General features: G+C 72.9%; 22 protein-coding genes and 1 pseudogene. 9 read left to right on the top strand and 14 right to left on the bottom strand.

Translation table 11 applies throughout. From position 1 onward, the window contains the following. The 4 genes and pseudogenes from ACZ470_RS33585 to ACZ470_RS33570 all read left to right on the top strand — a co-directional run. Positions 1–243: pseudogene (locus ACZ470_RS33585) on the top strand (slipin family protein); the annotation flags it as partial. Positions 244–485: 242 nt separating this feature from the next. Next, positions 486–1,568 (top strand): S1 family peptidase, encoded by a 1,083-nt coding sequence (locus tag ACZ470_RS33580; protein ID WP_468433418.1) that lies wholly within the window; start codon positions 486–488, stop codon positions 1,566–1,568. Positions 1,569–1,762: 194 nt separating this feature from the next. Continuing rightward, positions 1,763–5,218: a DNA polymerase III subunit alpha gene (locus tag ACZ470_RS33575; RefSeq protein WP_468433416.1), complete on the top strand. Its 3,456-nt coding sequence runs from the start codon at positions 1,763–1,765 to the stop codon at positions 5,216–5,218. Next, a complete protein-coding gene (locus tag ACZ470_RS33570) occupies positions 5,215–6,183 on the top strand; it encodes a DNA polymerase Y family protein (protein WP_468433414.1) in 969 nt (322 codons plus the stop codon). The genes ACZ470_RS33575 and ACZ470_RS33570 overlap by 4 nt, the downstream gene beginning before the upstream one ends. 16 nt (positions 6,184–6,199) lie before the next feature. On the opposite strand, the gene ACZ470_RS33565 is transcribed toward ACZ470_RS33570, so the two are convergent. Further along, positions 6,200–6,574 carry a cupin domain-containing protein gene (locus tag ACZ470_RS33565; protein WP_468433413.1) on the bottom strand — a complete coding sequence of 125 codons (375 nt, stop codon included), beginning with the start codon at positions 6,572–6,574 and terminating at the stop codon, positions 6,200–6,202. 87 nt (positions 6,575–6,661) lie between these two features. Here ACZ470_RS33565 and ACZ470_RS33560 point away from each other — a divergent pair, with 87 nt between their 5' ends. Together ACZ470_RS33560 and ACZ470_RS33555 are read left to right on the top strand one after the other, a co-directional pair. Then, the gene (locus ACZ470_RS33560; RefSeq protein WP_468433411.1) at positions 6,662–7,108 is read left to right on the top strand and encodes a MarR family winged helix-turn-helix transcriptional regulator; all 447 of its coding nucleotides are present in this window, start codon (positions 6,662–6,664) and stop codon (positions 7,106–7,108) included. A gap of 174 nt (positions 7,109–7,282) precedes the next feature. After that, positions 7,283–8,143 carry an esterase/lipase family protein gene (locus ACZ470_RS33555; protein WP_468433409.1) on the top strand — a complete coding sequence of 287 codons (861 nt, stop codon included), beginning with the start codon at positions 7,283–7,285 and terminating at the stop codon, positions 8,141–8,143. Positions 8,144–8,215: 72 nt separating this feature from the next. On the opposite strand, the gene ACZ470_RS33550 is transcribed toward ACZ470_RS33555, so the two are convergent. Together ACZ470_RS33550 and ACZ470_RS33545 are read right to left on the bottom strand one after the other, a co-directional pair. After that, complete coding sequence (locus ACZ470_RS33550) at positions 8,216–9,217, bottom strand: lytic polysaccharide monooxygenase auxiliary activity family 9 protein (protein WP_468433407.1); 1,002 nt, start codon at positions 9,215–9,217, stop codon at positions 8,216–8,218. 179 nt (positions 9,218–9,396) lie between these two features. Continuing rightward, the gene (locus ACZ470_RS33545; protein WP_468433405.1) at positions 9,397–9,531 is read right to left on the bottom strand and encodes a hypothetical protein; all 135 of its coding nucleotides are present in this window, start codon (positions 9,529–9,531) and stop codon (positions 9,397–9,399) included. Positions 9,532–9,669: 138 nt separating this feature from the next. On the opposite strand from ACZ470_RS33545, the gene ACZ470_RS33540 reads away from it, so the two are divergent. Beyond that, the gene (locus ACZ470_RS33540; protein ID WP_468433403.1) at positions 9,670–10,290 is read left to right on the top strand and encodes a class I SAM-dependent methyltransferase; all 621 of its coding nucleotides are present in this window, start codon (positions 9,670–9,672) and stop codon (positions 10,288–10,290) included. An 8-nt stretch (positions 10,291–10,298) separates the two neighbouring features. On the opposite strand, the gene ACZ470_RS33535 is transcribed toward ACZ470_RS33540, so the two are convergent. Both ACZ470_RS33535 and ACZ470_RS33530 read right to left on the bottom strand, forming a co-directional pair. Beyond that, the gene (locus tag ACZ470_RS33535) at positions 10,299–10,799 is read right to left on the bottom strand and encodes a ribonuclease FAU-1 family protein (protein WP_468433401.1); all 501 of its coding nucleotides are present in this window, start codon (positions 10,797–10,799) and stop codon (positions 10,299–10,301) included. Next, positions 10,780–11,709: a GNAT family N-acetyltransferase gene (locus ACZ470_RS33530; protein WP_468433399.1), complete on the bottom strand. Its 930-nt coding sequence runs from the start codon at positions 11,707–11,709 to the stop codon at positions 10,780–10,782. The genes ACZ470_RS33535 and ACZ470_RS33530 overlap by 20 nt, the downstream gene beginning before the upstream one ends. 71 nt (positions 11,710–11,780) lie before the next feature. Here ACZ470_RS33530 and ACZ470_RS33525 point away from each other — a divergent pair, with 71 nt between their 5' ends. Further along, entirely contained in the window at positions 11,781–12,146 is a 366-nt protein-coding gene (locus ACZ470_RS33525) for a GntR family transcriptional regulator (protein ID WP_468433397.1), read from the top strand. A gap of 85 nt (positions 12,147–12,231) precedes the next feature. Here ACZ470_RS33525 and ACZ470_RS33520 read toward each other — a convergent pair whose 3' ends face one another. The 5 genes from ACZ470_RS33520 to ACZ470_RS33500 form a co-directional block, all read right to left on the bottom strand. After that, the gene (locus ACZ470_RS33520; RefSeq protein ID WP_468433395.1) at positions 12,232–13,017 is read right to left on the bottom strand and encodes a DUF72 domain-containing protein; all 786 of its coding nucleotides are present in this window, start codon (positions 13,015–13,017) and stop codon (positions 12,232–12,234) included. A gap of 16 nt (positions 13,018–13,033) precedes the next feature. Then, positions 13,034–14,128, bottom strand: coding sequence for a DUF5925 domain-containing protein (locus ACZ470_RS33515; RefSeq protein WP_468433393.1), 1,095 nt, complete (start codon positions 14,126–14,128; stop codon positions 13,034–13,036). 71 nt (positions 14,129–14,199) lie between these two features. Next, positions 14,200–15,000, bottom strand: a complete 801-nt coding sequence (locus tag ACZ470_RS33510) for a polysaccharide deacetylase family protein (protein WP_468433391.1) — start codon at positions 14,998–15,000, stop codon at positions 14,200–14,202. Further along, on the bottom strand, positions 14,993–15,991 hold the full coding sequence (locus ACZ470_RS33505; RefSeq protein ID WP_468433389.1) for a glycosyltransferase family 2 protein: 999 nt from the start codon (positions 15,989–15,991) through the stop codon (positions 14,993–14,995). Before ACZ470_RS33505 ends, ACZ470_RS33510 begins: the two co-directional genes overlap by 8 nt. Next, positions 15,988–16,809 (bottom strand): glycosyltransferase family 2 protein, encoded by an 822-nt coding sequence (locus ACZ470_RS33500; protein ID WP_468433387.1) that lies wholly within the window; start codon positions 16,807–16,809, stop codon positions 15,988–15,990. Before ACZ470_RS33500 ends, ACZ470_RS33505 begins: the two co-directional genes overlap by 4 nt. Before the next feature lie 597 nt (positions 16,810–17,406). Here ACZ470_RS33500 and ACZ470_RS33495 point away from each other — a divergent pair. After that, positions 17,407–18,213, top strand: a complete 807-nt coding sequence (locus ACZ470_RS33495) for an SGNH/GDSL hydrolase family protein (protein ID WP_468433386.1) — start codon at positions 17,407–17,409, stop codon at positions 18,211–18,213. Positions 18,214–18,217: 4 nt separating this feature from the next. On the opposite strand, the gene ACZ470_RS33490 is transcribed toward ACZ470_RS33495, so the two are convergent. From ACZ470_RS33490 to ACZ470_RS33475, 4 genes are all read right to left on the bottom strand, one after another. Further along, positions 18,218–19,885 (bottom strand): serine/threonine-protein kinase, encoded by a 1,668-nt coding sequence (locus tag ACZ470_RS33490; protein WP_468433384.1) that lies wholly within the window; start codon positions 19,883–19,885, stop codon positions 18,218–18,220. A 9-nt stretch (positions 19,886–19,894) separates the two neighbouring features. Further along, positions 19,895–21,403 (bottom strand): nickel/cobalt transporter, encoded by a 1,509-nt coding sequence (locus tag ACZ470_RS33485; RefSeq protein ID WP_468433382.1) that lies wholly within the window; start codon positions 21,401–21,403, stop codon positions 19,895–19,897. Beyond that, positions 21,400–23,343, bottom strand: coding sequence for a tetratricopeptide repeat protein (locus tag ACZ470_RS33480; RefSeq protein WP_468433381.1), 1,944 nt, complete (start codon positions 23,341–23,343; stop codon positions 21,400–21,402). The genes ACZ470_RS33485 and ACZ470_RS33480 overlap by 4 nt, the downstream gene beginning before the upstream one ends. A 92-nt stretch (positions 23,344–23,435) precedes the next feature. After that, positions 23,436–24,968, bottom strand: coding sequence for a DUF4331 domain-containing protein (locus ACZ470_RS33475; RefSeq protein ID WP_468433380.1), 1,533 nt, complete (start codon positions 24,966–24,968; stop codon positions 23,436–23,438). Positions 24,969–25,184 lie beyond the last annotated feature (216 nt).

Genomic DNA, 25,184 nt, shown 5'->3' with positions numbered 1-25,184 from the left:
CTCCGCCTGCTCCAGACCATCGTCGCCGTCGCCGCCGAGAAGAACTCCACCCTCGTCCTGCCCTTCCCCGTCGAACTGCTCCGCTTCCTCGAACGAGCCTCCCAGCAGCCGGCGCCGGCGGGTTCGCCATCGATGCGGGAGCAACTTCCGTCCACCGCGCCGTCCATGGATCCGGACCACGAGGGGGCGAATTCAAGCCAAGGTCATGTGCCGCGGACCGTACCGCCGGTTACTCCTTCGTAGCGTTTGCAGTGTGAACCGTCCTGCGTGTCCATGACCTGTCAGGACATAGGGGGCGCGCGGCCGTTGTCGTACGCGCGTCCTGAAGTCGACCTTGTGTGCTCCCTGTGGGGTTCGGAAGAGTAGGCGCCGTTCAACCGGCACGGGCGTGGCTTCTTCTGTGTTCCGCCCCCGTGGCCGTACGCCTTCCGGTCCGGTGAGGTCCCCACAACCTCCCGGGCCGTCCCCCCACAGGAGGACGTGAGTTGAAGCACCGACGCATACCCAGGCGACGTGCAGTCATGGCGGGTGCGGGCATCGCCGCACTGGCCGCCGGCGCGGTCACCTTCCAGACTGCGAACGCCAGTGAGACCCCGGCGGACGCCGCGCCGCGGACCCTCTCGATCGGAGCGGCCGGAAAGCTCGCCTCGACGCTCGCCCAGGATCTGGGCGCCGACGCGGCGGGAACGTATTACGACGCGAAGAGCAAGGCCCTCGTGGTGAACGTGCTCGACGAGGCCGCAGCCGAGACCGTCGAGGCGGCCGGCGCCGAGGCGAGAGTCGTGACGAACTCGTCGGCCGAGCTGAAGAGCGCGCGCACCACCCTGAAGCAGGACGCCACCATCCCGGGCACCTCCTGGGTGACCGACCCGACCACCAACAAGGTCGTCGTCACCGCCGACCGCACCGTCTCCGAGGCCGAGTGGGCCAAGCTGACGAAGGTCGTCGACGGGCTGGGCGCCAAGGCCGAACTCCAGCGCACCAAGGGCGAGTACAAGCCCTTCATCGCGGGCGGCGACGCCATCACCGGCAACGGCGGGCGCTGCTCGCTCGGCTTCAACGTGACCAAGGGCGGCGAGCCGCACTTCCTCACCGCCGGGCACTGCACCGAGGGGATCTCCACCTGGTCGGACTCCTCGGGCAACGTGATCGGCGAGAACGCGGACTCCAGCTTCCCGGGTGACGACTACGGCCTGGTCAAGTATACCGCCGACGTGGACCACCCGAGCGAGGTGAACCTCTACGACGGCTCCACGCAGGCGATCTCCGGCGCCGCCGAGGCCACCGTCGGCATGCAGGTCACCCGCAGCGGCTCCACGACCCAGGTGCACTCGGGCACGGTCACCGGTCTGGACGCCACCGTGAACTACGGCAACGGCGACATCGTCAACGGTCTGATCCAGACCGACGTGTGCGCCGAGCCCGGCGACAGCGGCGGCTCGCTCTTCTCGGGCAGCAGCGCGGTCGGCCTCACCTCCGGCGGCAGCGGCGACTGCACCTCGGGCGGTGAGACCTTCTTCCAGCCGGTGACGGAAGCCCTCTCGGCGACCGGTACGCAGATCGGCTGAGCCTCACCTCGTACGACGGCCCGCCCCTCCGCGCGGAGGGGCGGGCCGTTCGTGTGCCCACGGGTGTTTGCGCAGGTGGGGAGGGGTCACCCGGATGTCGCACATGCATTCGAAAATTGGTCTATGGTGGGGGTGAGGTAGCTGGGAACAATTGTTCGAGAGTCGGCCGGGACTCACGAGTGCGGGAGGTGCGTGTGCCGGGTTTCACGCATCTGCACACCGTCTCCGGGTTCTCCCTGCGCTACGGCGCGTCCCACCCGGAACGGCTGGCCGAGCGCGCCTCCGAGCGGGGCATGGACGCCCTCGCCCTCACCGACCGCGACACCCTCGCCGGGTCCGTCCGCTTCGCCAAGGCCTGCGCGAAGGCGGGCGTCCGTCCGCTGTTCGGCGCGGAGCTGGCGGTGGCGCCACCCGTGACCTCAGGGGGTGACGAGTCCGTACGGCGGGACCGGCGTCGCACCCCGGTGCGCGGCGGTGCCTTCATCGACGAGTCGACACCCCGTGTCACCTTCCTCGCCCGGGACGGCGCCCGCGGCTGGGCCGATCTGTGCCGGCTGGTCTCCGCCGCCCACACCGCCGCGGGTCTTCCGCTGCTGACCTGGGACGACAACCACGCCGACGGCCTGACCGTCCTGCTCGGCCCCGACTCCGACGTCGGCCGCGCCCTCGCCGCGGGCCGCCCCGACCGCGCCGCCCGGCTGCTCGCCCCCTGGCGGGAGGTCCACGGCGACGCCCTGCGCCTGGAGGCCGTCTGGCACGGACGCGAGGGCACCGGCCCCGGCTCCCTGCGGCTGGCCGCCCGCACCCTGGGCTTCGCCGCGGAACAGGGCGTCCGGCCCGTGCTGAGCAACGCCGTCCGCTACGCCGACCCGGGACTCGGCCCGGTCGCCGACGTCCTGGACGCCGCCCGCCGGCTGGTCCCCGTCGACCCGGCCAGGGGGCTGGACTCGGGGGAGGCCTGGCTCAAGGACCGGAACGCCATGCTGGGGGCGGCCGAGCGGATCGTGGAGGCCGCGGGCTTCCGGCGCGAGGCGGCCCTGCGGCTGCTGGAGCAGACGCAGGCCACGGCCGCAGAGTGCCTGGTCGACCCCGAGGACGACCTCGGCATGGGCAGCGTCCACTTCCCCGAACCGCACCTCGTCGGCGCGGGCCGCCGCACCGCCCAGCGGACACTGGCCTCCCGGGCGGCGGCGGGCATGGTGCTGCGCGGCTACGCCGGGCGCCGGGAGTACTGGGAGCGGATGCACCACGAGCTGGACATCATCGCCCACCACGGCTTCGCCTCCTACTTCCTCACCGTCTCCCAGGTCGTCGACGACGTACGGGACATGGGCATCCGGGTCGCCGCGCGGGGATCCGGCGCCGGCTCCCTGGTCAACCACCTCCTCGGCATCGCGCACGCCGATCCGGTCGAGCACGGGCTGCTGATGGAGCGCTTCCTGTCCAAGGAGCGGGTCGTGCTGCCCGACATCGACATCGACGTGGAGTCCGCGCGGCGGCTCGAGGTCTACCGGGCGATCATCGACCGGTTCGGCACCGAGCGGGTCGCCACGGTCGCCATGCCGGAGACCTACCGGGTGCGCCACGCCATCCGGGACGTCGGCGCGGCGCTGTCCATGGATCCGGCCGAGATCGACCGGGTCGCCAAGTCCTTCCCGCACATCCGCGCCCGCGACGCCCGCGCGGCGCTCGAGGAACTCCCCGAACTGCGGCGACTGGCGGGGGAGAAGGAGAAGTACGGGCGGCTGTGGGAGCTGGTCGAGGCCCTCGACGCGCTCCCGCGCGGTGTCGCCATGCACCCCTGCGGCGTCCTGCTGTCCGACGCCTCCCTGCTGACCCGTACGCCGGTCATGCCGACCAGCGGCGAGGGCTTCCCCATGGCGCAGTTCGACAAGGACGACGTCGAGGACCTCGGGCTGCTCAAGCTCGATGTGCTGGGCGTGCGGATGCAGTCGGCGATGGCGCACGCGGTCACCGAGGTGGAGCGGGCGACGGGGGAGCGGATCGACCTGGACGCGGTGCCGGAGGGCGACCCGGCGACGTACGGGCTCATCCGGTCCACCGAGACGCTCGGCTGCTTCCAGATCGAGTCGCCGGGCCAGCGGGACCTGGTGGGGCGGCTCCAGCCGGCCACGTTCCACGACCTGGTCGTCGACATCTCCCTCTTCCGGCCCGGCCCGGTCGCCGCCGACATGGTGCGCCCGTTCATCGAGGCGCGGCACGGACGGGCGCCGGTGCGCTACCCGCACCCGGACCTGGAGGAACCGCTGAAGGGGACGTACGGGGTCGTCGTCTTCCACGAGCAGGTCATCGACATCGTGTCGATCATGACCGGCTGCGGGCGCGGCGAGGCGGACCGGGTGCGGCGCGGGCTCTCCGACCCGGAGTCGCAGGGGCGGATCAAGGTGTGGTTCGCGCAGCACGCGGAGGCCCGGGGCTATGACGCGGAAACGATTCAGCGGACCTGGGAGATCGTCGAGGCCTTCGGGTCCTACGGCTTCTGCAAGGCGCACGCGGTCGCCTTCGCCGTGCCGACGTACCAGTCGGCGTGGCTGAAGGCGCACCACCCGGCCGCCTTCTACGCGGGGCTGCTCACCCACGACCCCGGGATGTACCCGAAGCGGCTGCTGCTGGCGGACGCGCGGCGGCGCGGGGTGCCGATCCTGCCGCTGGATGTGAACAAGTCGGGGGTCGCACACAGGATCGAACTGGTGTCTGAATCACAGGAGGAGGTGTGGGGCCTGCGGCTGGCACTCTCCGACGTGCACGGCATCAGCGAGGCCGAGGCCGCCCGCATCGCCGAGGGACAGCCGTACGCCTCACTGCTCGACTTCTGGGAGCGGGCCCGCCCCAGCCGTCCGCTCGCCGGACGCCTCGCCCAGGTCGGCGCGCTGGACGCGTTCGGCGCCAACCGCCGCGACCTGCAACTGCACCTGACCGAACTGCACCGGGGCGCCCGCGGCGGACGGGGCGACCAACTCCCCCTGTCCGGTGGCCGGAAGACCGCCTCGGCCGGGCTGCCCGACCTCACCTCGGCGGAGAAGCTCAGCGCCGAACTGGGCGTGCTGTCCATGGACGCCTCGCGCCATCTGATGGACGACCACGGAACCTTCCTCGAGGAGCTGGGCGTGGTCTCCGCGCGGCGGCTGCGCGAGGCCCGGCACGGGGACACCGTGCTGGTGGCGGGCGCCAAGGCGGCCACCCAGACCCCGCCCATCCGCTCCGGCAAGCGGGTCATCTTCTCCACCCTGGACGACGGCACGGGCCTGGTCGACCTCGCCTTCTTCGACGACTCCCACGACGCCTGCGCCCACACCGTCTTCCACTCCTGGCTGCTGCTGGTGCGCGGGGTGGTGCAGCGCCGCGGTCCACGCAGTCTCAGTGTGGTCGGCTCCGCCGCCTGGAACCTCGCCGACCTGCTGGAGATCCGCCGGGAGGAGGGCCTGGAGGGCGTCGCGGCCCGGCTCGCCGAGCCGGCCGGTTCCGCGGCCCGGGAGCCGAGGGAGCCGATGGAGCCGATGGAGGGGGACAGGACGATCCGCATGCCCACGGGGTACGAGATGCACCCCTGGGCCGATCTGCGCCCCGCGGGCGAAGGGCCCGCGGTGGGAAGGAAGTTGTGGCACCAGAGTCCGGGGAGTGCGGGATGACCATTCTCTGCGTACGTTTCCAGCTGCCTCCGATGTACGAGGCCGCCCTGCCCCAGTTGCTCGGCCTGCTGGAGGAGTTCACCCCCGTCGTGCAGGCCCTGCCGCCGGACGGGGCGCTGGCCGACCTGCGCGGCGCCGAACGGTACTTCGGACGCACCGCCGTCGAACTGGCCTCGGTGATCCGGGTCCGCGCCCTCGCCCTGCACGGCGTCGACTGCGTGATCGGCGCCGGTCCTGGACCGATGCTGGCGCGCATGGCCCTGCGGGACGCCCGGCCGGGGCTGACCCGCGCGGTGGCCGAGGGCGAGGTGCGGGAGTTCCTCGCCGACCGGCCCGTCGCCGAGCTGCCCGGCGTCGGCACGAAGACCGCCCGCACCCTGTGCGAGTACGGCCTCGACACCCTCGGCCGGGTCGCCGCCGCCCCGCTGTCCACGCTCCAGCGGCTGGTGGGCGCCAGGGTCGGGCGGGAGCTGCGCGAGAAGGCGAACGGCGTCGACCGCGGCCGGGTCGTCCCGAACGCGGTCTCCCGGTCCCTGGCCACCGAACGCCCCTTCACCCGCGACGAACTGGACCCCGGCCGGCACCGCCGCGCCCTGCTCTCGGCCGCCGAGGAACTGGGCGCCCGGCTGCGCGCCCTCGACAAGGTCTGCCGGAGCCTCACCCTCACCGTGCGCTACGCCGACCGGTCCGCCACCACCCGCACCCGCACGCTCCCCGAGCCGACCGCGCACTCGGCCGCGCTCACCAGGGCGGCGTACGGCCTGTACGAGGCGCTCGGCCTCCAGCGTGCCCGGGTGCGGGCGATCGCGCTGCGCGCGGAGGGGCTCGACCCCGCCGAGCAGGCCTCCCACCAGCTCACCTTCGATCCGGTGGACGAGAAGGTGCGCAGGATCGAGGAGGTCGCGGACCGCGCCCGGGCGAAGTTCGGCCCCCGCGCGGTGATGCCGGGGACGCTGGCCGCGTAGGACGTGCCCGCCGGGCTCAGTTGGCCCACGGTGGCACGATGCGGGTGCCGTCGGCCAGCGTCGCCTCCAGGCCGTGGGACGTGGTGACCCAGGAGACGGCGGCCTCGGCGGACGGGTTCTCCACGGCGAGGGTCGCGCCGGGGTGGATGATCACCGTGTCGCCAGCGGTGACGCGGTGGGTGGTGCCGTCGAGGGTGATCAGCAGCTCGCCGGCGAGCAGATGGAAGATCTCCTCCCGGCTGACGGTGTGCGCGGGTGCCCGGGTGCCGGCCGGGATCTCACCCCGCCAGGCGCACAGCTCCTTGCTGCCGGTCGAGGGGGAGGCGTACGAGACGAAGCGGGCGCCGTGCATCTCGTGGACGACGGCGTCGGACGGGCGGACGACGGGCATGACGGGCCTCCATGTGGAATATGGTCAAGTAGCTTGACTGTATGGTCAGTCTGCTTGACCATTTCGTCAAGGTGCTTGAATTTCCCCGTGCAGAACTCCGACGCCATGGCCCTGTCCGCCGCCCTGCTCGCCGTCGCCGGTGAGCTCACCCGGCGCATCAATGAAGGGGTGCTCGCGCGCGGCTTCGAAGGGATGCGGCCCGCGCACGGTTTCGCCTTCACCCGGCTCGCCCCGGACGGCGCGACGGTCACCGACCTCGCGGTCCATCTCGGGATGACCAAGCAGGCCGCGAGCCAGCTCGTCGACGAACTGGTGCGCAAGGGGTACGCCGAGCGGCGCCCGCACCCCGGGGACGCGCGGGCGCGGCTGGTGGTGCTGACCGAGCGCGGGTGGGCCTGCACCCGGGCCGCCGAGGAGGCGGCGGCGGAGGCCGTACGGGCCTGGGGCGAGGTGCTGGGGGAGGCGGAGCTCCGCGAGCTGGCGGGGCGGTTGCTGCGCATCGCCCCCAACGGGCCGATTCGCCCCGCTTGGTGACCCTCTATCGGCGGCCCACGGGGGCTCGCCGGTTAACACCGGAAGTTTTTACCGACGCGTAACTTCCCAGTTTTGCTACTCACCCGTAACTTGACCAGTGAACAGCATCCTCGTGATCCGGATCACAGGGCGTCAGGACCCCACCCTTTCCCCGCATCGCAAGGAGATCACACGATGCTGCCCTGGAAGCGAGTGATCAGACCGCTGGCCGCGCTGCTGCTGGCCGCGGGCGTCACCCTCCCCACCGCCGCCGGCGCCCAGGCCGCGAGCGCACCGTCCAGCGGCTGGAACGACTACTCCTGCAAGCCCTCCGCCGCCCATCCCCGCCCCGTCGTCCTGGTCCACGGCACCTTCGGCAACTCGGTCGACAACTGGCTGGGCCTCGCGCCCTATCTGAAGAACCGCGGCTACTGCGTCTTCTCCCTCGACTACGGCCAACTCCCCGGCGTCCCCTTCTTCCACGGCCTCGGCCCCACCGAGAAGTCCGCCGAACAGCTCGACGCCTTCGTCGACAAGGTGCTCGCCGCCACCGGCGCCGCCGAGACCGACATCGTCGGCCACTCCCAGGGCGGCATGATGCCGCGCTACTACCTCAAGTTCCTCGGCGGAGCCGACGAGGTGAACGCCCTGGTCGGCATCGCGCCCAGCAACCACGGCACCACCCTGGGCGGCCTCACCCGGCTGCTGCCGTACTTCCCCGGCGCCGAGGACCTGCTGAGCGAGGCCACCCCCGCGCTCGCCGACCAGGTCGCCGGCTCGGACTTCCTCACCAAGCTCAACGAGGGCGGCGACACCGTGCCCGGCGTCCGCTACACCGTCATCGCCACCCGGTACGACGAGGTCGTCACGCCCTACCGCAGCGGATACCTGACCGGGCCGAACGTACGCAACGTCCTGCTCCAGGACCTCTGTCCGCTCGATCTGTCCGAGCACCTGGCGATCGGGCTGTTCGACCGGATCGCCTTCCACGAGGTGGCCAACGCCCTCGACCCGGCCCGGGCCAAACCCACCACCTGCGCGTCGGTGTTCGGCTGACACGTGTCCATGAGGGCGCACGCATCGGGGCCCTGTCCGGCCTGAGCCGCCGGACAGGGCCCCGAGTCGGGTTCAGCGGCCGTGCCGGCCGGTCGCCGTACGCCGCCGCGCGGAGGCGAACAGCGCCGCCGAGCCGAGCGCCAGCGCCGCGGCACCGCCGATCATCAGATACGGCGTGTTGGCGTCGCCGCCGGTCTCCGCGAGGTTCTCCGACGCACCGGCCGCCTTGGGCTGGTTGCCGGTGGTGCCGTCGTCGGCCGCCACGGGCTCCGCGGAGGTGTTCGGGTCGTCGTCGCCGTGCCCGTGGTTCTCGACGGTCGACTTGTCGGCACCGTCCTCGATCTGCTCCTCGGACGGCGCGGAGGCGGTGGGCGCCGGGGCGGCCGCCTCCTTCGGGGTGTCGCCCGCGTCGGCGCTCCCACCGCCGCCGGCCGCCGCTCCGCCGCCGAACGTGACGTCCGAGCAGGAGTAGAACGCCTCCGGGCTGTCCGACCGCTGCCAGACCGCGTACAGCAGCTGCTTGCCGGAGCGCTCGGGGAGGGTGCCGTCGAAGGTGTAGAAGCCGCCCGACGCGGCCGGGTCGGTGGAGGTCGCCACCGGATTCGCCAGGTCCAGGTCGTCCCAGGCCAGCGGCTGCGACGGGTCGTAGCTCGGCTTGGTGATGTACACCTTGAACGTCCCCTTGTGCGGGGCGGTCACGCGGTACTTGAAGGTGTACGAGCCGCTGCTCACGCTCGTCGCCGGCCAGTCGGCGCGGGCCAGGTCGAGCCCCTTGAACGCCTCGTCGCCGGCGCTGCACAGCTTGCCGTCGGGGATGAGCTCCTGGTGGCGTCCGCCCGCGTCGCCGATGCGGATGCCGTTCCAGTCGTAGAGCGCCTGGGTGCCGCCGGCCGCGACCGCCGCCCGGCACGCCGCCGACTTCGGGCTCTCCGGACCCTCGGCGTAGCACTGGGAGACCCGGCTGACCGGGTCGCCCATCGAACCGTGCGCGGACGCCGGAGCGGCGGACAGCCCGGTCAGGGCGAGCGGAACGAGACCGACGGCGGCGACAGCGGCCTTGCGGCGTGCGGGCATGGGGCAGCAACTCCTCGACAGCGATCACTGGATCGGGTGGGGGGTGGTGAATCCCGTGGGGTGGCTCAGAAACTAGCCCCCCGAACCGGCGAAATCGCCTGTCGAAGGCCGTGGAGAGAGATCCTTATGGCCGCGTTAAGGGAGTGCTCAGACTGGGATCAGGTACGGGTGCCGGACGGTCAGCCGTCGGGCCACCAGGTGCGGGCGATGTCCTTGCGGACCTCGGGTCGTCCCGCGGGGCGTTCGTCGGCCTCCTCGCGGACCTGGCGGGCGTCCGTCTTCCTCGGGGGCTTGTGCACGGTGACACGGCGCATGGCTGCCTCCTTCGGGGTCCACCGGGTTCCGCGTTCTCACGGAGGTAGACCTTTCGGGGGAGAGTTCCTCATCGGTCCCGTTCTGTCTGTGGCCGCTGTCACGAATCGATTGTCAGTGGCGGGTGTCACCCTGGGGCCATGACCACCCATGACAGTGACGGGACGAGCGCGGACGGTGTCGACTGGGACGCGGAGGCGTCCGCCTTCGACGAGGAGCCGGACCACGGCCTGCGCGACCCGCGCGTGCGCGCCGCCTGGGCCGCCCGGCTGCGGACCTGGCTGCCCGGACGCGGCGCCGACGTCCTCGACCTCGGCTGCGGCACCGGCAGCCTCTCCCTCCTCGCGGCCGAGCAGGGACACCGGGTGACCGGCGTCGACCGGTCCCCGGCCATGGTGGCGCTCGCCCGGGAGAAGCTCGCCGGACGTGACGCCGTGTTCCTCGTCGGCGACGCGACGGCACCACCGGTCGGGGAGGAGCGCTACGACGCCGTCCTCGTCCGGCATGTGCTGTGGACCCTGCCCGAGCCGGACCGGGCGCTGCGGCACTGGCGGGACGTGCTGCGGCCCGGAGGACGGCTCGTCCTGATCGAGGGGGTGTGGGGGACGGTGAGCCCGGTCGGCATACCCGCCGACCGGCTCACCGCCCTCCTGGCACCGCTGGGCGGACGGGTGCGCGTGGAGCGGCTGTCACAGGACACGGCGCTGTGGGGCCGGGACGTGGACGACGAGCGGTACGCGGCCGTAGTCGTCCCCGGCTGACCGCGCCGTCACCGCAGCAGCGCGCCGAACCCGCCCTCGCGCGCCAGGGCGTCCAGTTCGTCGAGGGCGGCCACCGCGGCGGCCGCCGCCTCGGGGTCCTTCACCACGAGGCCGCTCGCCGCGAACTCGTCCTCGTCCAGCCGCCGTACGTCCGTGCCGTCCGCGGAGACCCACAGGTCCAGGTCGAGGTCCTCGACGACCAGCCGGCCGGCGGAGAGCTCGGCCGGGCGGGTGATGTCGCAGTAGTGGCCCTTCAGGGTGCCGTCGGCGGTGCGGACCTCCTTCACCGAGTACCACCGGTCGCGCCAGTAGTGCTCCGTGAAGACGTCACCGGGCTCGAAGCGGACGAAGCCGAAGTCCCGCACGCCCTCACCCGCCCACGGGGCGCGCACGGTGGCACGGGTGCCGTCGTCGGCGAGCAGCTCGGCCGGATACCGGATCTTCATCCGTCCCGCCTTGACGAGCACGACCTCCACCAGGGTCGGCCCGTCAGCCGAGTGCGCGGACATACCGCACCTCCGTCCCGCAGATCTCGTACCCGAACCACTTGTTGATCGCGATCATCGGCCCGTTCCCGGTGTCGTTGCCCGTGAACGCCTCCGAGTACCCGGCCGCGCGGGCGCGATGCAGGGAGTCGTTCTTCGCGAGCTTGGCCAGGCCCCGGCCGCGGTGGGCGCGGGCGGTGCCGGTCATGACCGTGCCGTACCGGGTGCCGCCGTCCGTGCGGGCCGCGGAGAAGGCGGCCGGACGGCCGTCGACCAGCGCCACCGTGGTCAGCTCGGCGCTGAACAGCGGGTGCCGCCAGGTCTCCTCCAGCCACGCCTCGTAGTCCGTGAACTCCGTGTCCACGTCGCTCGGTTCGTCCGCCACCGTCTCCGCGTCCAGCTCGAACAGCGGGCGCGGGTCGGCGGCGAAGTCCGAACCCGGGCGCAACTCCACGCCCGGCGGCGGGTCCTGGAGCGGGGGCAGGGTGCCGTTCGCCAGGTCCAGGCGGAGGAAGTGGGCGGAGCGGCTCGCCCGGTAGCCGTGCCGCTCGGCGAAGGCGCGGTTGCCCGGCTCGTCCAGCACCCAGGCGAACAGCCTGGTCCCCCCGTGCGCCGCCAGATGCTCCTCGGCGGCGCGTACGAGCAGCGTCCCGGCGCCCCGGCGGGTGTGCTCGGGGTGCACGTACACGTTGATGTTGCCCTGGCCCGGCTCGGAGCTCTCGTGGGTCAGGTGCACCTGCGCCGTGCCGATCACCTCGCCGTCGGCCACGGCGACGAGGGGCCGGTAGCGGGCGTCGGGGTGGAGATGGGTGAGGTCGTGGGCCAGGGACTCGGGGGTGACGAGGATGAACGGCAGCGCGGCGTGCCGGACGCGGGCGAAGCCCTCGAGATCGGCGCGGGCGTCGGGGCGAAGATCGCGGACGGTCACAGTCATGAAGGCGCACGCTACGGCGGACGCGCCCGGGCCGCCTCTCATTTTCCGCCGGGGTGCGGGACAATCGGGCCGTGACCTTGAAGATCCGGATCGATGACGGCGTGCCCCCGTACGAGCAGGTGCGGGCGCAGATCTCCGAGCAGGCACGGTCGGGGGCGCTGCCCGTGGGGTACCGGCTGCCGACGGTGCGGGGGCTGGCCGAGACGCTCGGCCTCGCGGCGAACACGGTGGCCAAGGCGTACCGGGCGCTGGAGGCGGACGGGGTGATCGAGACGCGGGGGCGCAACGGGACGGTGATCGCCGCCGCGGGGGCGGCGGCGGAGCGGGAGTTGGCGGCCGCCGCGCAGGGGTTTGCCGCGAAGGCGCGGCGGCTGGGCGCGTCGGAGGATGAGGCGTTGGCCGCCGTGCGGGATGCCCTGCGGGCGGCTTACGGGTGAGCGTCGTCGGGGTGACTGTCGCCGTCCGGCTGGGGGTGTGTCGTGGCTGGTCGCGCAGTTCCCCGCGCCCCTGAGGGCGTGATGGTCAGCGTCGGCTGTGTTGCTCGGCCCCCGGCCCCGAGGGGGTCCTGGTGACCGTCAGTTGTGCGGTGCGGGCCAGTTGGGCGAAACGCATCGCGTCGGTCACCGCTGCCGCGTTCGGGTCGTTGTTGAAGTAGGTGTAGACGTCCTCCGCCGGGGACCAGGTGGTCGCTATGCGGTCGATCCAGGTTCGCAGGGACTGGCGGCCGTAGTGGGGCCAGGGGTGGGCGCGGCCCTGGTGGAAGCGGACGTAGCCCCAGTCGGTGGTGCGCCACAGGGGGGTCGCGGGGCGGGCCAGGACGTCGGCCCAGCACAGGGCGGCGCCCCGGGACTCCAGTACGGCGCGTACCTCCGGCGTCCACCAGGACGGATGGCGCGGCTCGACCGCGACCCGGGTCGACTCCGGGAAGCGGCGCAGACAGGTGTGCAGCAGCGCGGGGTCGGCGCGGAGGGTGGGCGGGAGCTGGAGGAGGACCGGGCCGAGCCGGTCGCCCAGCCCGGCCGCCCGGCTCATCAGGCGCTCGACCGGCTCCTCGGGCTCCCGCAGCCGCTTGATGTGCGTCAGATAGCGACTCGCCTTGACCGCGACGACGAACCCCGGCGGGGTCCGCTCCCGCCAGGCCTCGAAGGTCTCCAGGGACGGCAGCCGGTAGAAGGCGTTGTTGATCTCGACGGTGGCGAACCGTGCCGCGTACTCCTCCAGCCAGAGCCGCATCGGCAGCCCGGCCGGATACAGCACCTCGCGCCAGTCCCGGTACTGCCACCCCGACGTCCCGACGAACAGGGTCATACGACCATCAAAGCACCTACAGGTACAGGCCCGCGTCCGCGTCCCCGCGCGGTTCCGGCAGCGACGTCGGGGACGTGCCCCGGCGCAGGGCGTACAGCTCGGCCAGGGTCGCGCCCTCGCGGCCGACGCCCTCCTCGTGGCCCAGCCAGTTCACCGCCTCCGCACGGGTCAGCCGCCCCACCTCGATCCGGGCGAGGCAGCGGCCGGGGCGGACCACGGCGGGGTGCAGCCGCTCCAGGTCCTCGTTGGTGGTGACGCCCACCAGGACGTTGCGGCCCTGGCCGAGCAGACCGTCCGTCAGGTTCAGCAGCCGGGACAGCGCCTGCCCGGCCGTGTGCTTGGCCTCGCCCCGGATCAGCTCGTCGCAGTCCTCGAGCAGCAGCAGCCGCCAGCGGCCCTTCCCGGCCGCGTCCTCCTCACCGATCGCGATGTCCATCAGATAGCCGACGTCGCTGAACAGCCGCTCGGGGTCCAGCACGCAGTCCACCTGGCACCAGTCCCGCCAGGACCGGGCCAGCGTGCGCAGCGCGGAGGTCTTGCCGGTGCCCGGCGGGCCGTGCAGCAGGAGCAGCCGGCCCGAGATGTCCTCGGGGGTGGTCTTCATCAGCCGGTCCATCGCGTCCGCCACCGGCGCGGTGTAGTTGGGCCGCACCTCGTCCCAGGTGCCCGCCGAGATCTGCCGGGTCGTGCGGTGCGGGCCGCGGCGCGGGGAGACGTACCAGAAGCCCATGGTGACGTTCTCCGGCTGCGGTTCCGGTTCGTCCGCCGCGCCGTCGGTGGCCTCGCCCAGGATCTTCGCCGCGAGGTCGGCGCTGGTCGCGGTGACCGTGACGTCGGCGCCCCGGCTCCAGCGGGACACCAGCAGCGTCCAGCCGTCGCCCTCCGCCAGGGTGGCGCTGCGGTCGTCGTCCCGGGCGATCCGCAGCACACGCGCGTCCGCGGGCAGCAGGGTCGCGCCGGGGCGTACGCGGTCGATGTTGACGGCGTGCGAGAAGGGCTGCTCGCCCGTCGCGAAGCGGCCGAGGAACAGCGCGTCGACGACATCGGACGGGGAGTCGCTGTCGTCGACGTTGAGCCGGATCGGCAGTGCGTCGTGCGGTTGCGCGGACATGCCGCCATGATCGGTCACGCGGGCGCCGTGTGCACCCGGTTTCACGGTGCACACGGATCGTGGCCCCCGCGTCAGCCGGCCGGCCGGGCGACCAGCCCTCGCGCCCGCCGGGCCCGGCGCACCACCGCGTACCCCTTGGTCAGCGCCCGGTCTCGGGCGAAGGCGCGCCCGACGGCCCGTCCCTCCACCAGTCGCGCGAACTCGGCGGTGTCCGTCGACCGCCGCACCGTGACCCGCCGCAGGGCGTACGGCCCCTGGGCGCGGCGGGCGAGGCCGTTGCCGACGGCGAGCGCCTGGGCGTACCCCGTCTCCCGCACAGCCCGGCGCACCCGGCGGCTGGAGTAGCCGTAGGGGTACGCGAACGAGGCGGGTACGGAGCCCAGCTGGTCGGAGACGATCTCCTTGCACAGGATCAGCTCGGAGCGCAGCCGGCGGTCGTCGAGCTGGTCGAGCTGCGGATGGCTGTGGCTGTGCCCGCCGATCTCCACCCCCGCGTCGGCCAGTTCGCGCACCTGGTCCCAGTCGAGCATGGTGTCCAGGCCACCGCCGGTGTCGTACGGTCCCCGGAGCCAGCCGGTGGAGACGAACAGGGTGGCCGGGAAACCGTGCTCGGCGAGCACGGGCAGGGCGTGCCGGTGCACGCCCTCGTAGCCGTCGTCGAAGGTGATCAGGGCCGGCCGCTCGGGCAGCGGGCGGCCCGAGCGCCAGCACGCGGCGAGTTCGGCCGTGGTGACGGGGGTGAGGCCGCGGTCCGCGATCACCGCCATCTGCTCGGCGAACGCCTCCGGCGTCACGGACAGGGCGCGGGTCGCCTCGTTCGGCTCGGCCGCGACCGCGTGGTACATGAGGATCGGCACGCGCACGTCAGTCACGGCCCGCCTCCTCGATCCCCACCACGGTGAACGTGACGCCGCCCCGTCTCGCCCGTACGCTCCCCACCACATAGCCGCCCGCCGCCGTGAGCACCCCGGCGACGATCGCCCCCGCACGTCCGGCGCCGCCCGGCCGGCCCAGCAGGGCGTCGCGCAGCCCCCGCACCACCCCCGCCGGCAGGACGCGTGTGGTGTACCGGCGTTCTGACTCCAGCCCCTTCTCCGCTCCCACACTGCGCGCCACCAGCGCCTTGGACAGCCCCTCGGCGTAGGTCCGGGTGCGGAAGTAGCGGAAGTGCTCGCGGACTTCGGGCACCCGGTGGTGGATCACCGCGCGGTCGTCGATCAGCAGGACCGCGTCGGGACGGGCGCGGCTGAGGCGGATGCACAGCTCCGTCTCCTCACCGCCCAGTGGACGTTTGTTCCCGTCGCGCCCGATGCCGGTGGCGAAGCCGCCCGCCGCGTCGAAGGCGGTGCGCCGGAACGAGGCGTTGCCGCCGAGCACGTTGCGCACCCGCACGCGCCCGCCGGGCAGGCCCCGGTAGGTGCAGCCCACCACCCAGTCGAACTCCTCGGGGAACCAGCGGGGGCGCCGGCCCGACGCCCAGACCGGCTCGGTGCGCCCGCCGACCGCCATCACGCGCGGATCGTCGTACGCCTCGGCGAAGCGCGTCAGCCAGTCGCGTTCGGCCACGGCGTCGTCGTCGAGGAAGGCCACGACCTCCCCGCGCGAGGCGGCGATTCCGGTGTTGCGGCCGGCGGACAGGCCGCGGGGGCCCGCGTTGGCGAGCACCCGCACGTCCTCCGTCTCCTTGTACTCCTTGCCCAGACGGTCCAGGAGAGCCCGGTTGTGGTCGACGACCAGCAGGGTCTCCAGGGCCGGCCGTGACTGCGCCCGGACCGAGGCGACCGCCGCGAGGACGTCCTCCCAGCGGTCCTCGGTGTAGGCGCAGATCACGACCGAGATGCCCGGGGTGCCGGGATCGCTCAAGACACCTTCCCCCGGACCGTTTCGAGCAGCGGCGAGGGGTGCGGACGCCGGCGCAGCGCACGCCGGTTGGAACGCTCCCCGAGGATCACTCTCAGCACGCGGAAACCGTCGCGCACGGCCCGCAGATTGCTGGTGCCGTGGATGCGCAGGTACTCGTGGCTGGGTATCTCCTGCACCTTGAGGCCGGCCTTGACGACCCGGATGTTCATCAGGGTCTCGACCTCGAATCCGGTGCAGTCGAGGTCGATCTTGTCCAGGCAGTGGCGCCAGAAGGCGTTGTAGCCGTAGCAGAGGTCGGTGTACCGCGCGCCGAACTTGCGGTTGACGACGGCGCACAGCACCCGGTTGCCCAGCATGCGGATGAACGTCATGTCGTCGGTGCCGCCGCCGTTGGCGAAGCGGGACCCCTTGGCGAAGTCCGCGCCGGAGACCAGCGCGGAGACATAGCTGACGATCTCGTTGCCGTCCGCCGAGCCGTCCGCGTCGACCATCACGATGATGTCGCCGGTGCAGGCCTCGAACCCGGCACGCAGGGCATCCCCCTTGCCCTTGCCGCTCTGCCCGACGACCCTGACACCGGGCCGGAGTTCGCGGGCCACCTCGACGGTGTTGTCGGTGGAGTTGCCGTCGACCAGGACCACTTCGTGGATCCAGTCGGGAAGCGTCTTGAAGACGTACGGCAGGTTCTCCGCCTCGTTCATGGCCGGGATCACCACGCTCACCGGTGGCGCGATGGCCAGGTGGGTGGAGACGGGCCGGTAGATGCGGGCGACCGGCGGATCCTGATCCTCTGTCGCCGGCTGCAGAACGGAGCTCATGAGTCTGGTCCCTCTCGTCCGGTGGACCGCCCGCCCCTCGGGCGGCCCGGCTGTTCGTCCGGTTCGAAAGGGGGGTTCTCACCCCACGGGCACGGCGAACGGAGCTCCGTGCACGCCGGGTGAGCTGGCAAAGCTGGCCGGCCGCGAAAACGGCAGCCGACCGCGCGGCACGGCCCGGTCACACGTTGCGGTCACCGAGCACGGCACCCCCCTACCGCGCCCCGCGCCGGTTCGTCGCGGTCCTGAGCCCTCCCCTGGAGCCGCGTACTGACGGACCGATGCGGGTGAGATGTATGACGGTATTGACGATTGAACCCTAATGGCAAGACCTGGGACGGCCACTCACGTTTTTGTTGATTTGGCCGTTACGTACGTCTCTTGCCCGGATGCATGGGTCTGCATGGCCGACTTTGCCCCCCGAAGCGTCGGATGCCGGGCTTCAATGTGGCGCACCCGGTAGGGGTCGTCAAGGGCAGAAAGTCCTCATGACCGGATTCCGTCCAGGATTAAACATCAACAGTTTTGACATGACCACTTCCTGTCAACACGCGTAGTTGCTACGACGGTTGGGGCAGAGATCCTGCTAAAGGAGGTTCCATGAGACGTTCCCGACTTGTCCTCTTACTCGGTTCGCTCCTCCTCGCCGTCACCACGGCCCTCACCGGGGCCGCGACCGCTCAGGCATCCCAACAGGCCGCCGCGGGTGGCTATGTGGCGCTCGGCGACTCCTACGCCTCCGGTGTCGGAGCCGGCAGCTACATCTCCGGCAGCGGTGACTGCAAGCGCAGCACGAAGGCCCACCCGTACCTCTGGGCGGCCGCCAACTCACCCTCGTCCTTCGACTTCACGGCCTGCTCGGGCGCCCGAACGAGTGATGTTCTCTCCGGGCAGCTCGGTCCGCTCTCCACGTCCACCGGGCTGGTCTCCATCAGCGTCGGCGGCAACGACGCCGGCTTCGCCGACGTCATGACGACCTGTGTGCTCCAGTCCGACAGCTCCTGCCTCTCGCGGATCAACACCGCGAAGGCGTTCGTCGACTCGACGCTGCCCGGCAGGCTCGACAGCGTCTACACGGCGATCCGCGACCGGGCCCCCAACGCTCGTGTCGTGGTGCTCGGCTACCCCCGCTTCTACAAGCTCGGCACCTCCTGCATCGGTCTCTCCGAGACCAAGCGGAAGGCGATCAACGACGCCTCCGACCACCTCGCCAACGCCATCGCCCTGCGCGCCCGGGCGCACGGCTACACGTTCGGCGACGTCCGCACCACCTTCACCGGCCACGAGATCTGCTCCGGCTCCTCCTGGCTGCACAGCGTGGACTGGTTCAACATCGGCAACTCGTACCACCCGACGGCCGCCGGACAGTCCGGCGGCTATCTGCCGGTGCTCGACGCCGCGGCCTGACCCGTCAGCGGTCGTCCGTCGAACCGGAAGGAGAAGGGGAGGCCCCGCCCGGCGGGGTCTCCGTCTCGCACGTCACCGAGAACGGCACCGTCTCGGAGGTGGTGTGCACCGGCTCCCGGACCTCCACCCCGATCCCGCTCTCGAACGTCCCGGTCTCCGAGTACGTCGTCACGACCACCGTGTCGTGCTTCGTGCGCCCGCCCCCTTCGGGGAACGCCAGCTTCCGCCAGCCCGGATCGGCCACCGAGCCGTCCTCTGCCACCCAGCGGTAGGAGACCTCGGCCGGCAGCCGCCCCACCGTGAACGTCGCCGTGAACGCGGGCGCCTGTTCGCCCGGCGGCGGACAGACGCCGGAGTACTCCGTGCGCGCGCCGGTCACCGACACCGAAACGGTCTGCGGCGGGGGAGTGGTCTCGTCGTCCTCCTCGTCGTCGCTCCGGGTGGGGGAGGGGGTCGACCTGTCCGTCCGCGGTGTCCCGCCGTCGTCCTCCTGCTCGTCGTCACCGGTCCGCGCGGGCGAACTCACCTCCTCACCCGTGCCCTTGGCACCGGGGTCGCCGTCCTCGCGGTTCAGCAGCGCGTACGTCAGTCCGGCCAGCGCCAGGACCACCACGACCACGCCCGCCACCAGGGCGACGGCAGCACGCCGGTCGCGCCGGGGCCGGGTGACCGCGGTGGTCGCCGTCGGCGCGCCCGGGACCGGGAGCGGGGGAGTGGGCGAGGGCGTCTCCGGGTGCCGCCGGGGCACCGCGGCCACCGTCGGGGCGTACGGCACCGAACGCGCCGTGTCCGGGCGCGGCGTGCCTCCCGCCCCGATGACCCGGAGTTCCTCCTGCGCCTGTTCCGCCGACAGCCGCTCGCCCGGCTCCTTGCGCAGCAGCCCCTCGATGACCGGGCCGAGCGGTCCGGCCCGGCGCGGGGGCGGCAGCTCCTCGTCGACGATCGCCCGCAGCGTGCTGAGCGGGGTGTCCTGGCGGAACGGGGAGGCGCCCTCGACCGCCGCGTACAGCAGCACTCCGAGCGACCACAGATCCGACTCGGGCCCCGGCGTACGCCCCAGCGCCCGCTCCGGCGCGAGGAACTCCGGCGAGCCCACGACCTCTCCGGTCATGGTCAGCGCCGAGCTGCCCTCGACCATGGCGATCCCGAAGTCGGTGAGCACGATGCGTCCGTCGTTCGCGATCAGGACGTTGGCCGGTTTCACGTCCCGGTGGAGCACGCCCGCCCCGTGCGCGGCCCGCAGGGCGGCGAGCACCTCCGCGCCGATGTGCGCGGCACGCCGGGGCGACAGCGGGCCCTCGGCGTCCAGCACCTCGGCCAGCGACAGGCCGCGGATCAGCTCCATGACGATCCACGGGCGCCCGTCCTCGGTGGCCACGTCGTAGACCGTCACCACGTTGCGGTCGGCGATCCGGGCCGCCGCCCACGCCTCCCGCTCCAGCCGGGCGTACATCCGCTCCACGTCGGACGCCGGCAGCCCGGCCGGGGCGCGCACCTCCTTGACGGCGACCTCGCGGTGCAGCACCTCGTCGCGGGCCCGCCACACGGTGCCCATGCCGCCCTCGCCCAGCGGTGACAGCAGCCGGTAGCGACCCGCGATCACCCGCTCACTGCCCGGTTCTTCGGACACGGCGCCCCCATTCGCATCCGGGCGAATTCTCCCTTTCCTCATGAAAGTAGCTCAGCCGAGTGCGGATGCCGCCCCCCTGAACACCAATCCGGCTCCCAGCGCCACGACGACGAACGCCGATCCCAGGGGCGCACTCCGGCGCATCAGGGCCGCCCAGGGGGCCGCCGTCCAGCGGGGGCGCCGGGCCAGCAGCCGGGTGACACCGCTGCCCGCCTTGACGACCGCGTACCCGGCCGCCGTCAGGGTCAGGGCCAGCCCGACGCCGTACGCGACGACGAGCAGCAGCCCGAACCAGGCCTGACCGAGGGCGGCGGCGCCGACCAGCACCACGACGGCGGACGGACTGGGCACCAGCCCGCCGGCGAAACCGAGCAGGATCGTGCCGCGCAGGGTGGGGGCGGTGGGATGGGTGTGGGTGCGACCACCATGGGTGTGTTCCACATGGGTGTGCTCGACATGGGCGTGTTCCCCATGACTGTGCTCGATGTGGCCGTGGGCGTGCGTGTGTTCGTGCCGGTGCGTGTGGTTCCGGTTGCGCAGGGCGCGGCGTACGAGGCTCGCGCCGGCCAGGGTGACGAGGACGCCGCTCGCGATGCCCAGCCAGGCGATCACCGAGGGCGCGGCGGCCGAACCGGCCGTGACCAGCAGGCCCAGGGCGACCACGCCCAGCGTGTGGGTGACCGTCACCGAGGCGGCCATCGGCAGGACGTCCCGCAGCCGGGCCCTGCCCCCGCGCGCCGCCGCCGTCGCGGCCATGAGCGTCTTGCCGTGACCCGGGGCGAGCGCGTGCGCCGCGCCGAGCACGACGGCGATCAGCAGGGCGAGCGCGGCGAAGCCGACGGTGAGGTCGCGGCGGGCGACGAGGTCGTCGAGGGCGCGCGTCCAGCGGTCGGCGCCGCGGGGCAGCACCGCCGAGGCGGGCGCGTCGCCCTCCTCCTCCGCCAGGGCCGGGCCGCCCGGTCGGATGCTCAGGGCGGCGGTCCTGGTGTCGGCCGGGGAGGAGAGCAGCTTCTCCGGGTAGCGGGTCAACTCGCCGGACAGCGAGGACTCCGGTACGTCCGAGGCGGTGAGCGTCGTACGGTCGCCCCGCGCGGTGATCTCCCGCCAGCCCGGCCCGGACGACGCGCTCGCCCCGTCGAAGCGGACCCGCACCGACTCGCCGTCCGGGAGGGGAGCGGTCAGCCCGCACTCCACACGCAGGGTGTCCAGCCCCGCCTGACCGGGCCGTACGCGCGCGTGGGCGGTGCGTACGGTGAGCGGGACCGCCCGCCCGTCGACGCGCACCGCGCTGTCCCGGGCGGCCGTGGCACAGCGCTGCCGGGCCCACGCGTCCCTGCCCAGCCGTTCGACGTCCGGGCCGGCCTGGGTGGCCGGGATCTCGGCGAGGTCCTCGACGTGGTGGACGCGGAGTTCACCGGGCGCGGCCACCAGCCCGTCGTAGCGGTTGACGGTGAAGTTGCCGAGCGGGTGCGCGCTCGCCGTCGTGGCCGGGACCAGCGCGAGCGCGCAGGCGGCGGTGAGGACGGCGGCACCGGCGGCGACGGAACGGCGGAGGATCAACGTGCTGCCTCCAGTTCCTCGAGCGCGGCGCGGGCCGCACGGGCGCCGAGGGGCGAGAAGCCGGGGTTCAGCTCCAGCGCGGCGGTGAGGGAGGCGCGGGCGGCGCCCGCGTGCCCGGTGGCCTTCTCGATCATGCCCCGGTGATAGAGGAAGGCGGCGTCGCGGTAGCCGGTGGCCGTGGCCCGGCGGGCGTACGGAAGGGCCTCCGCGTCGCGGCCGTTGACGTGCAGCGCCCAGGCGAGGGCGTCCGCGGTGTGCACGCTGTGCCGCCTGTCCCACTCCGCGCGGGCCGCGCGCAGCGCCTCACCGGCGTCACCGTGGTCGGCGGCGGCCAGTGCGGTGTCCAGGTCGGCGTCGACCCCGCCGGCCCGGGCCAGCGCGGTCCAGGCGTCGACGAGGGCGTACTGGGCGCGGGCCCTCGCGCGGTCGCCGTCGGCGCCGCGGTCCTCGTACAGCTCGCCGAGGGCGACCAGCGGGCCGGGCAGCGGGGACCGGGCGACGATCCGCTCCAGCGCCTCGACGGCGCTCGCGCGGTCACCGCTCGCGGCCCGCGCGCGGGCCCGGCCCTCCAGCGCGGGCAGGTAGTCCTCGTCGGCGGCGAGCGCCCGCGCGTAGTGCCGCAGAGCGGTGGCGTGGTCGCCCTGGTTCCAGGCGAGCTGCCCCAGCGCGGTCGCCACGTACGCCACGTCCGCAGGGGAGGAGGCGGCGTCGAGGGCCCGTCGCAGCACATCGCGCGCGGTGCGTACATCGCCGCGCAGCTCCCGTACGTACGCGTACCGCGTGAACACGGGCACCCCCGGCCTCCTGCGGTCGGCGGTGGCCGCGGCTTCGGCGGCCTCCTCGTACCGGCCGAGCTCGACCAGCGCGTCGATGCGGGAGCACAGGGCGCGTTCGCTGTAGGGGTTTTGTTCCAGGGCCAGGTCGGCGTACTTCAGGGCGCCGGTGAAGTCGTGCCGCGCGGCGGCGAGGGCGGCCTGCCCGGCGAGGGCCCGGTCGTTGCCCGGTGCGAGGGCGAGGGAACGTTCGAGCGCCCGCTCGGCCTGCGGGTAGCGCGAGGGATCACCCTGGGTCCGCGCCTGCTCGACATAGGCGGTGCCCAGGGTGGCCCAGCCGGCGAAGTCCTTCGGCTGCGCCCGCAGATGGGCCTGCAACGAGCGGATCCCGGCATCCGGATCACCCCCGGCGAGCACCGCGCCCGCCGGTGCGGCGTCGACCCCGTCCGGCGCCGCCTCCCGGCCGCCCCCGGCCGCGACGGCCCCGGCGGTCATCGCCACGGCCAGCAACCCGGCACACACCGCGAGATGCACCCCGCGCGACCGCCGCGCGGCAGCGGAGAACCGCCCCAGCGCCCCCACCCGCCGATCCCCGGCACCCCGCCCGACGACGGACTGCTCACCATCACAGCCCGCGACGGCCGAAACGCCGCGCCCGCTCTCGACGTCCGCCGCCGTCCTGCCGGACGAGCCTTCACCACGCCCCGCCGCGCGCTCCGTCTCGACGGATCCGGCGCCCGGGTCGCGGGCGGGCGGTTCGTCGTCGCCGCCCGCGACGGCCGAAACGCCGCGCCCGTCCTCGACGTCCGCCGCCGTCCTGCCGGACGAGCCCTCACGGCGCCCCGCCGCGTGTTCCGTCTCGACGGGTCCGGCGCCTGGGTCGCGGGCGGGTGGTTCGTCGTCCGAGGCGGCCGGAACGCCGCGCCCCGTGCCGGGCTCGCGGTGGTTCTTCGGCTCCCCGCCGGGCGTCGGTCCGGGTCGGGCGTTCGTTGTGAGGGACGGGGCCGGCCCATGCCCCCGGGTCCCCGTCCGGGCACGGTCCTCGTCCGGGCCGGGACGAAGGGCCGCCGCCTCGTCCGGTGTCCTGGCGTGGCCGGGCACCGCCGGTGCGTGCGGCGCCGGGGGCCGCTCGTTCCCGTGGGCGCTGTCGTTCGTACGCGGAGGCATGGCCTCTCTCCTCGGTCGTTCGCCGGGTGGTGCGGAAGTCGGCGGCGCGGCCCGTGCCGTGGGGGATGGAGGGAACGGGCCGCGCCGGTCGGTCAGTACGCGCGGCCGCGCATCCGGCGCCACCACATCAGGGCCGCGCCGATCAGCAGCAGCCCGCCCGCCCCCGCACCCGCGGACGCGGCGATGAGCGCGGTGTCGTCGGAGCCCTCCGCGCCCGCCGGCCGCAGCGCGTCACCCAGCTGGTTGCGTACGTCGTTGCCGCCGTCCACGCCCTTGGCCAGCGGGCCGCGCGAACCCTCCGTCGGGTTCGCCAGATACGGGAAGGCCGCCCCGAACTCCTTGTCGTTGGCGTCGACCGCGTCGCCCAGGTCGTTCTTCGCCCCGACCAGTTCCCCCTCGACGACCTGGAGCGACGCGTCGATCACGTCGTCCGTCAGCCGTCGCCCGTTCGGGAAGCCGGCGTTGTCGCCGTCCAGTACGCCCAGCCGCTTCGGCTCGGCGGCCGGCGCGATCGAGGTGTTGAGGCGCAGCATCTCCGACGGCCTCACATGGGGCGGCTGGTTGAGGCCCTCGACGCCCTTGAGGAACACGTCGACGAGGTCGTTGCGCGGCTCGTCCGGCGCGTCGATCTTGTAGATCGCCTCGATCAGCTTCGGCAGCTCCGGCTCGGTGACGTTCTTGAGGAACCGCGCGTCGTCCCACGGCGCGGACGCGTTGAACGTGTCCTTGTCCTTCAGCGGGTTGACGACCTCGTTGACCAGCGGACTGCCCAGCCGCGACACCTGCACGAAGTGCCCCTCGGCGTTCTTGCGCTGCGTCGTCGACCAGATGCCGACGACCGGCTGGTCCTTCGACTCGGCGATCATGTGGGTCGGGACCTGGAGGGCGAGCGAGTTGACGTTGTAGCCCTTGAGGGTGTCGTTGCCGACCTCGGAGAGGTTCCCGCCGTACAGCAGGTCGAAGACCCGCAGGTCCAGGAAGAACGGGTCGTCCGCCTGCCCGGCGAACGTCGTCGCGCCGCCCGCGAGTTCGTGCACGGCCTCCTCGCGCAGCGTGTCGTAGTCCGGCATGGACGCCTTGCCGACGTTCGACGGCGCCACCGGAACGTCGTCCGCGATCTTCGTCCGGGACACCGCCCGCTGGTTCTTCAGCTTGAGCAGCTCTATGTCGTACGTCTGCGTGATGTTGAGGTCCGGGTCGTCCAGGCTGGTGACCGGGCCGGTGTTGTACAGGAACGTCTTGTCGTTCTTCGTGTGCGTCCTGAAGGTGTAGCGGAACAGCAGCTCGCCCTGCGCGTCCCCGTTGTTGTCGATGTGGATGTCGTACTGCGCGTCCTCGGCGAACGTGAAGAAGTTCGGTCCGCCGGCCGGCTCCTCGAAGGGGATCCAGTTCGCGATGATCGTCGTCGTGTCCGGCTTGTCGGGGCTGACGAACGCGTACAGGTCCGTGTTGTCGTACTGCGGGGTGCCCGAGATCAGCGGGGCCTCCCGGTGGGAGGAGGCGGAGGCCGCCTCGGGTTCCAGCGCGGTCACGCCGGCGGCTGCGAGCCCCCCGGCGGCCAGCGCACCACAGATCAGGGTCGCGAGACTCCTGCGCCCCGCACCGGTCCTGGAGTTAGGTGTCATGCCGTCCGTCCTCAGTGCCAACTTGCCTGACGCACTGGATTTCGGAGCGAACGCCGGGCCGGATTGGTCGAGTTCGGGAATTCGTCCGAGCCCCCTCCCGTCGGGCCCGTACGCCCGTAGCATTTCTCGCTGCCGACCCGCGTTTTCGGTCCGTTGATCCGTACTTCCCATCCGGAGGCTCGCCCGCTGCGAATGCCTCGTGTGACCGGGCGGCCC

The organism is Streptomyces sp. NPDC031111 (genome assembly GCF_055570675.1).
This window is presented reverse-complemented; position numbering and strand designations above follow the sequence as displayed.

Bases quoted from the DNA above. Each gene is read 5' to 3' on its own strand.
- ACZ470_RS33570 (WP_468433414.1), top strand. From the start codon at position 5,215: ATGACCATTCTCTGCGTACGTTTCCAGCTGCCTCCGATGTACGAGGCC.
- ACZ470_RS33565 (WP_468433413.1), bottom strand. From the start codon at position 6,574: ATGCCCGTCGTCCGCCCGTCCGACGCCGTCGTCCACGAGATGCACGGC.
- ACZ470_RS33555 (WP_468433409.1), top strand. From the start codon at position 7,283: ATGCTGCCCTGGAAGCGAGTGATCAGACCGCTGGCCGCGCTGCTGCTG.
- ACZ470_RS33550 (WP_468433407.1), bottom strand. From the start codon at position 9,217: ATGCCCGCACGCCGCAAGGCCGCTGTCGCCGCCGTCGGTCTCGTTCCG.
- ACZ470_RS33545 (WP_468433405.1), bottom strand. From the start codon at position 9,531: ATGCGCCGTGTCACCGTGCACAAGCCCCCGAGGAAGACGGACGCCCGC.
- ACZ470_RS33540 (WP_468433403.1), top strand. From the start codon at position 9,670: ATGACCACCCATGACAGTGACGGGACGAGCGCGGACGGTGTCGACTGG.
- ACZ470_RS33535 (WP_468433401.1), bottom strand. From the start codon at position 10,799: ATGTCCGCGCACTCGGCTGACGGGCCGACCCTGGTGGAGGTCGTGCTC.
- ACZ470_RS33530 (WP_468433399.1), bottom strand. From the start codon at position 11,709: ATGACTGTGACCGTCCGCGATCTTCGCCCCGACGCCCGCGCCGATCTC.
- ACZ470_RS33520 (WP_468433395.1), bottom strand. From the start codon at position 13,017: ATGACCCTGTTCGTCGGGACGTCGGGGTGGCAGTACCGGGACTGGCGC.
- ACZ470_RS33515 (WP_468433393.1), bottom strand. From the start codon at position 14,128: ATGTCCGCGCAACCGCACGACGCACTGCCGATCCGGCTCAACGTCGAC.
- ACZ470_RS33500 (WP_468433387.1), bottom strand. From the start codon at position 16,809: ATGAGCTCCGTTCTGCAGCCGGCGACAGAGGATCAGGATCCGCCGGTC.
- ACZ470_RS33495 (WP_468433386.1), top strand. From the start codon at position 17,407: ATGAGACGTTCCCGACTTGTCCTCTTACTCGGTTCGCTCCTCCTCGCC.
- ACZ470_RS33490 (WP_468433384.1), bottom strand. From the start codon at position 19,885: ATGAGGAAAGGGAGAATTCGCCCGGATGCGAATGGGGGCGCCGTGTCC.
- ACZ470_RS33480 (WP_468433381.1), bottom strand. From the start codon at position 23,343: ATGCCTCCGCGTACGAACGACAGCGCCCACGGGAACGAGCGGCCCCCG.
- ACZ470_RS33475 (WP_468433380.1), bottom strand. From the start codon at position 24,968: ATGACACCTAACTCCAGGACCGGTGCGGGGCGCAGGAGTCTCGCGACC.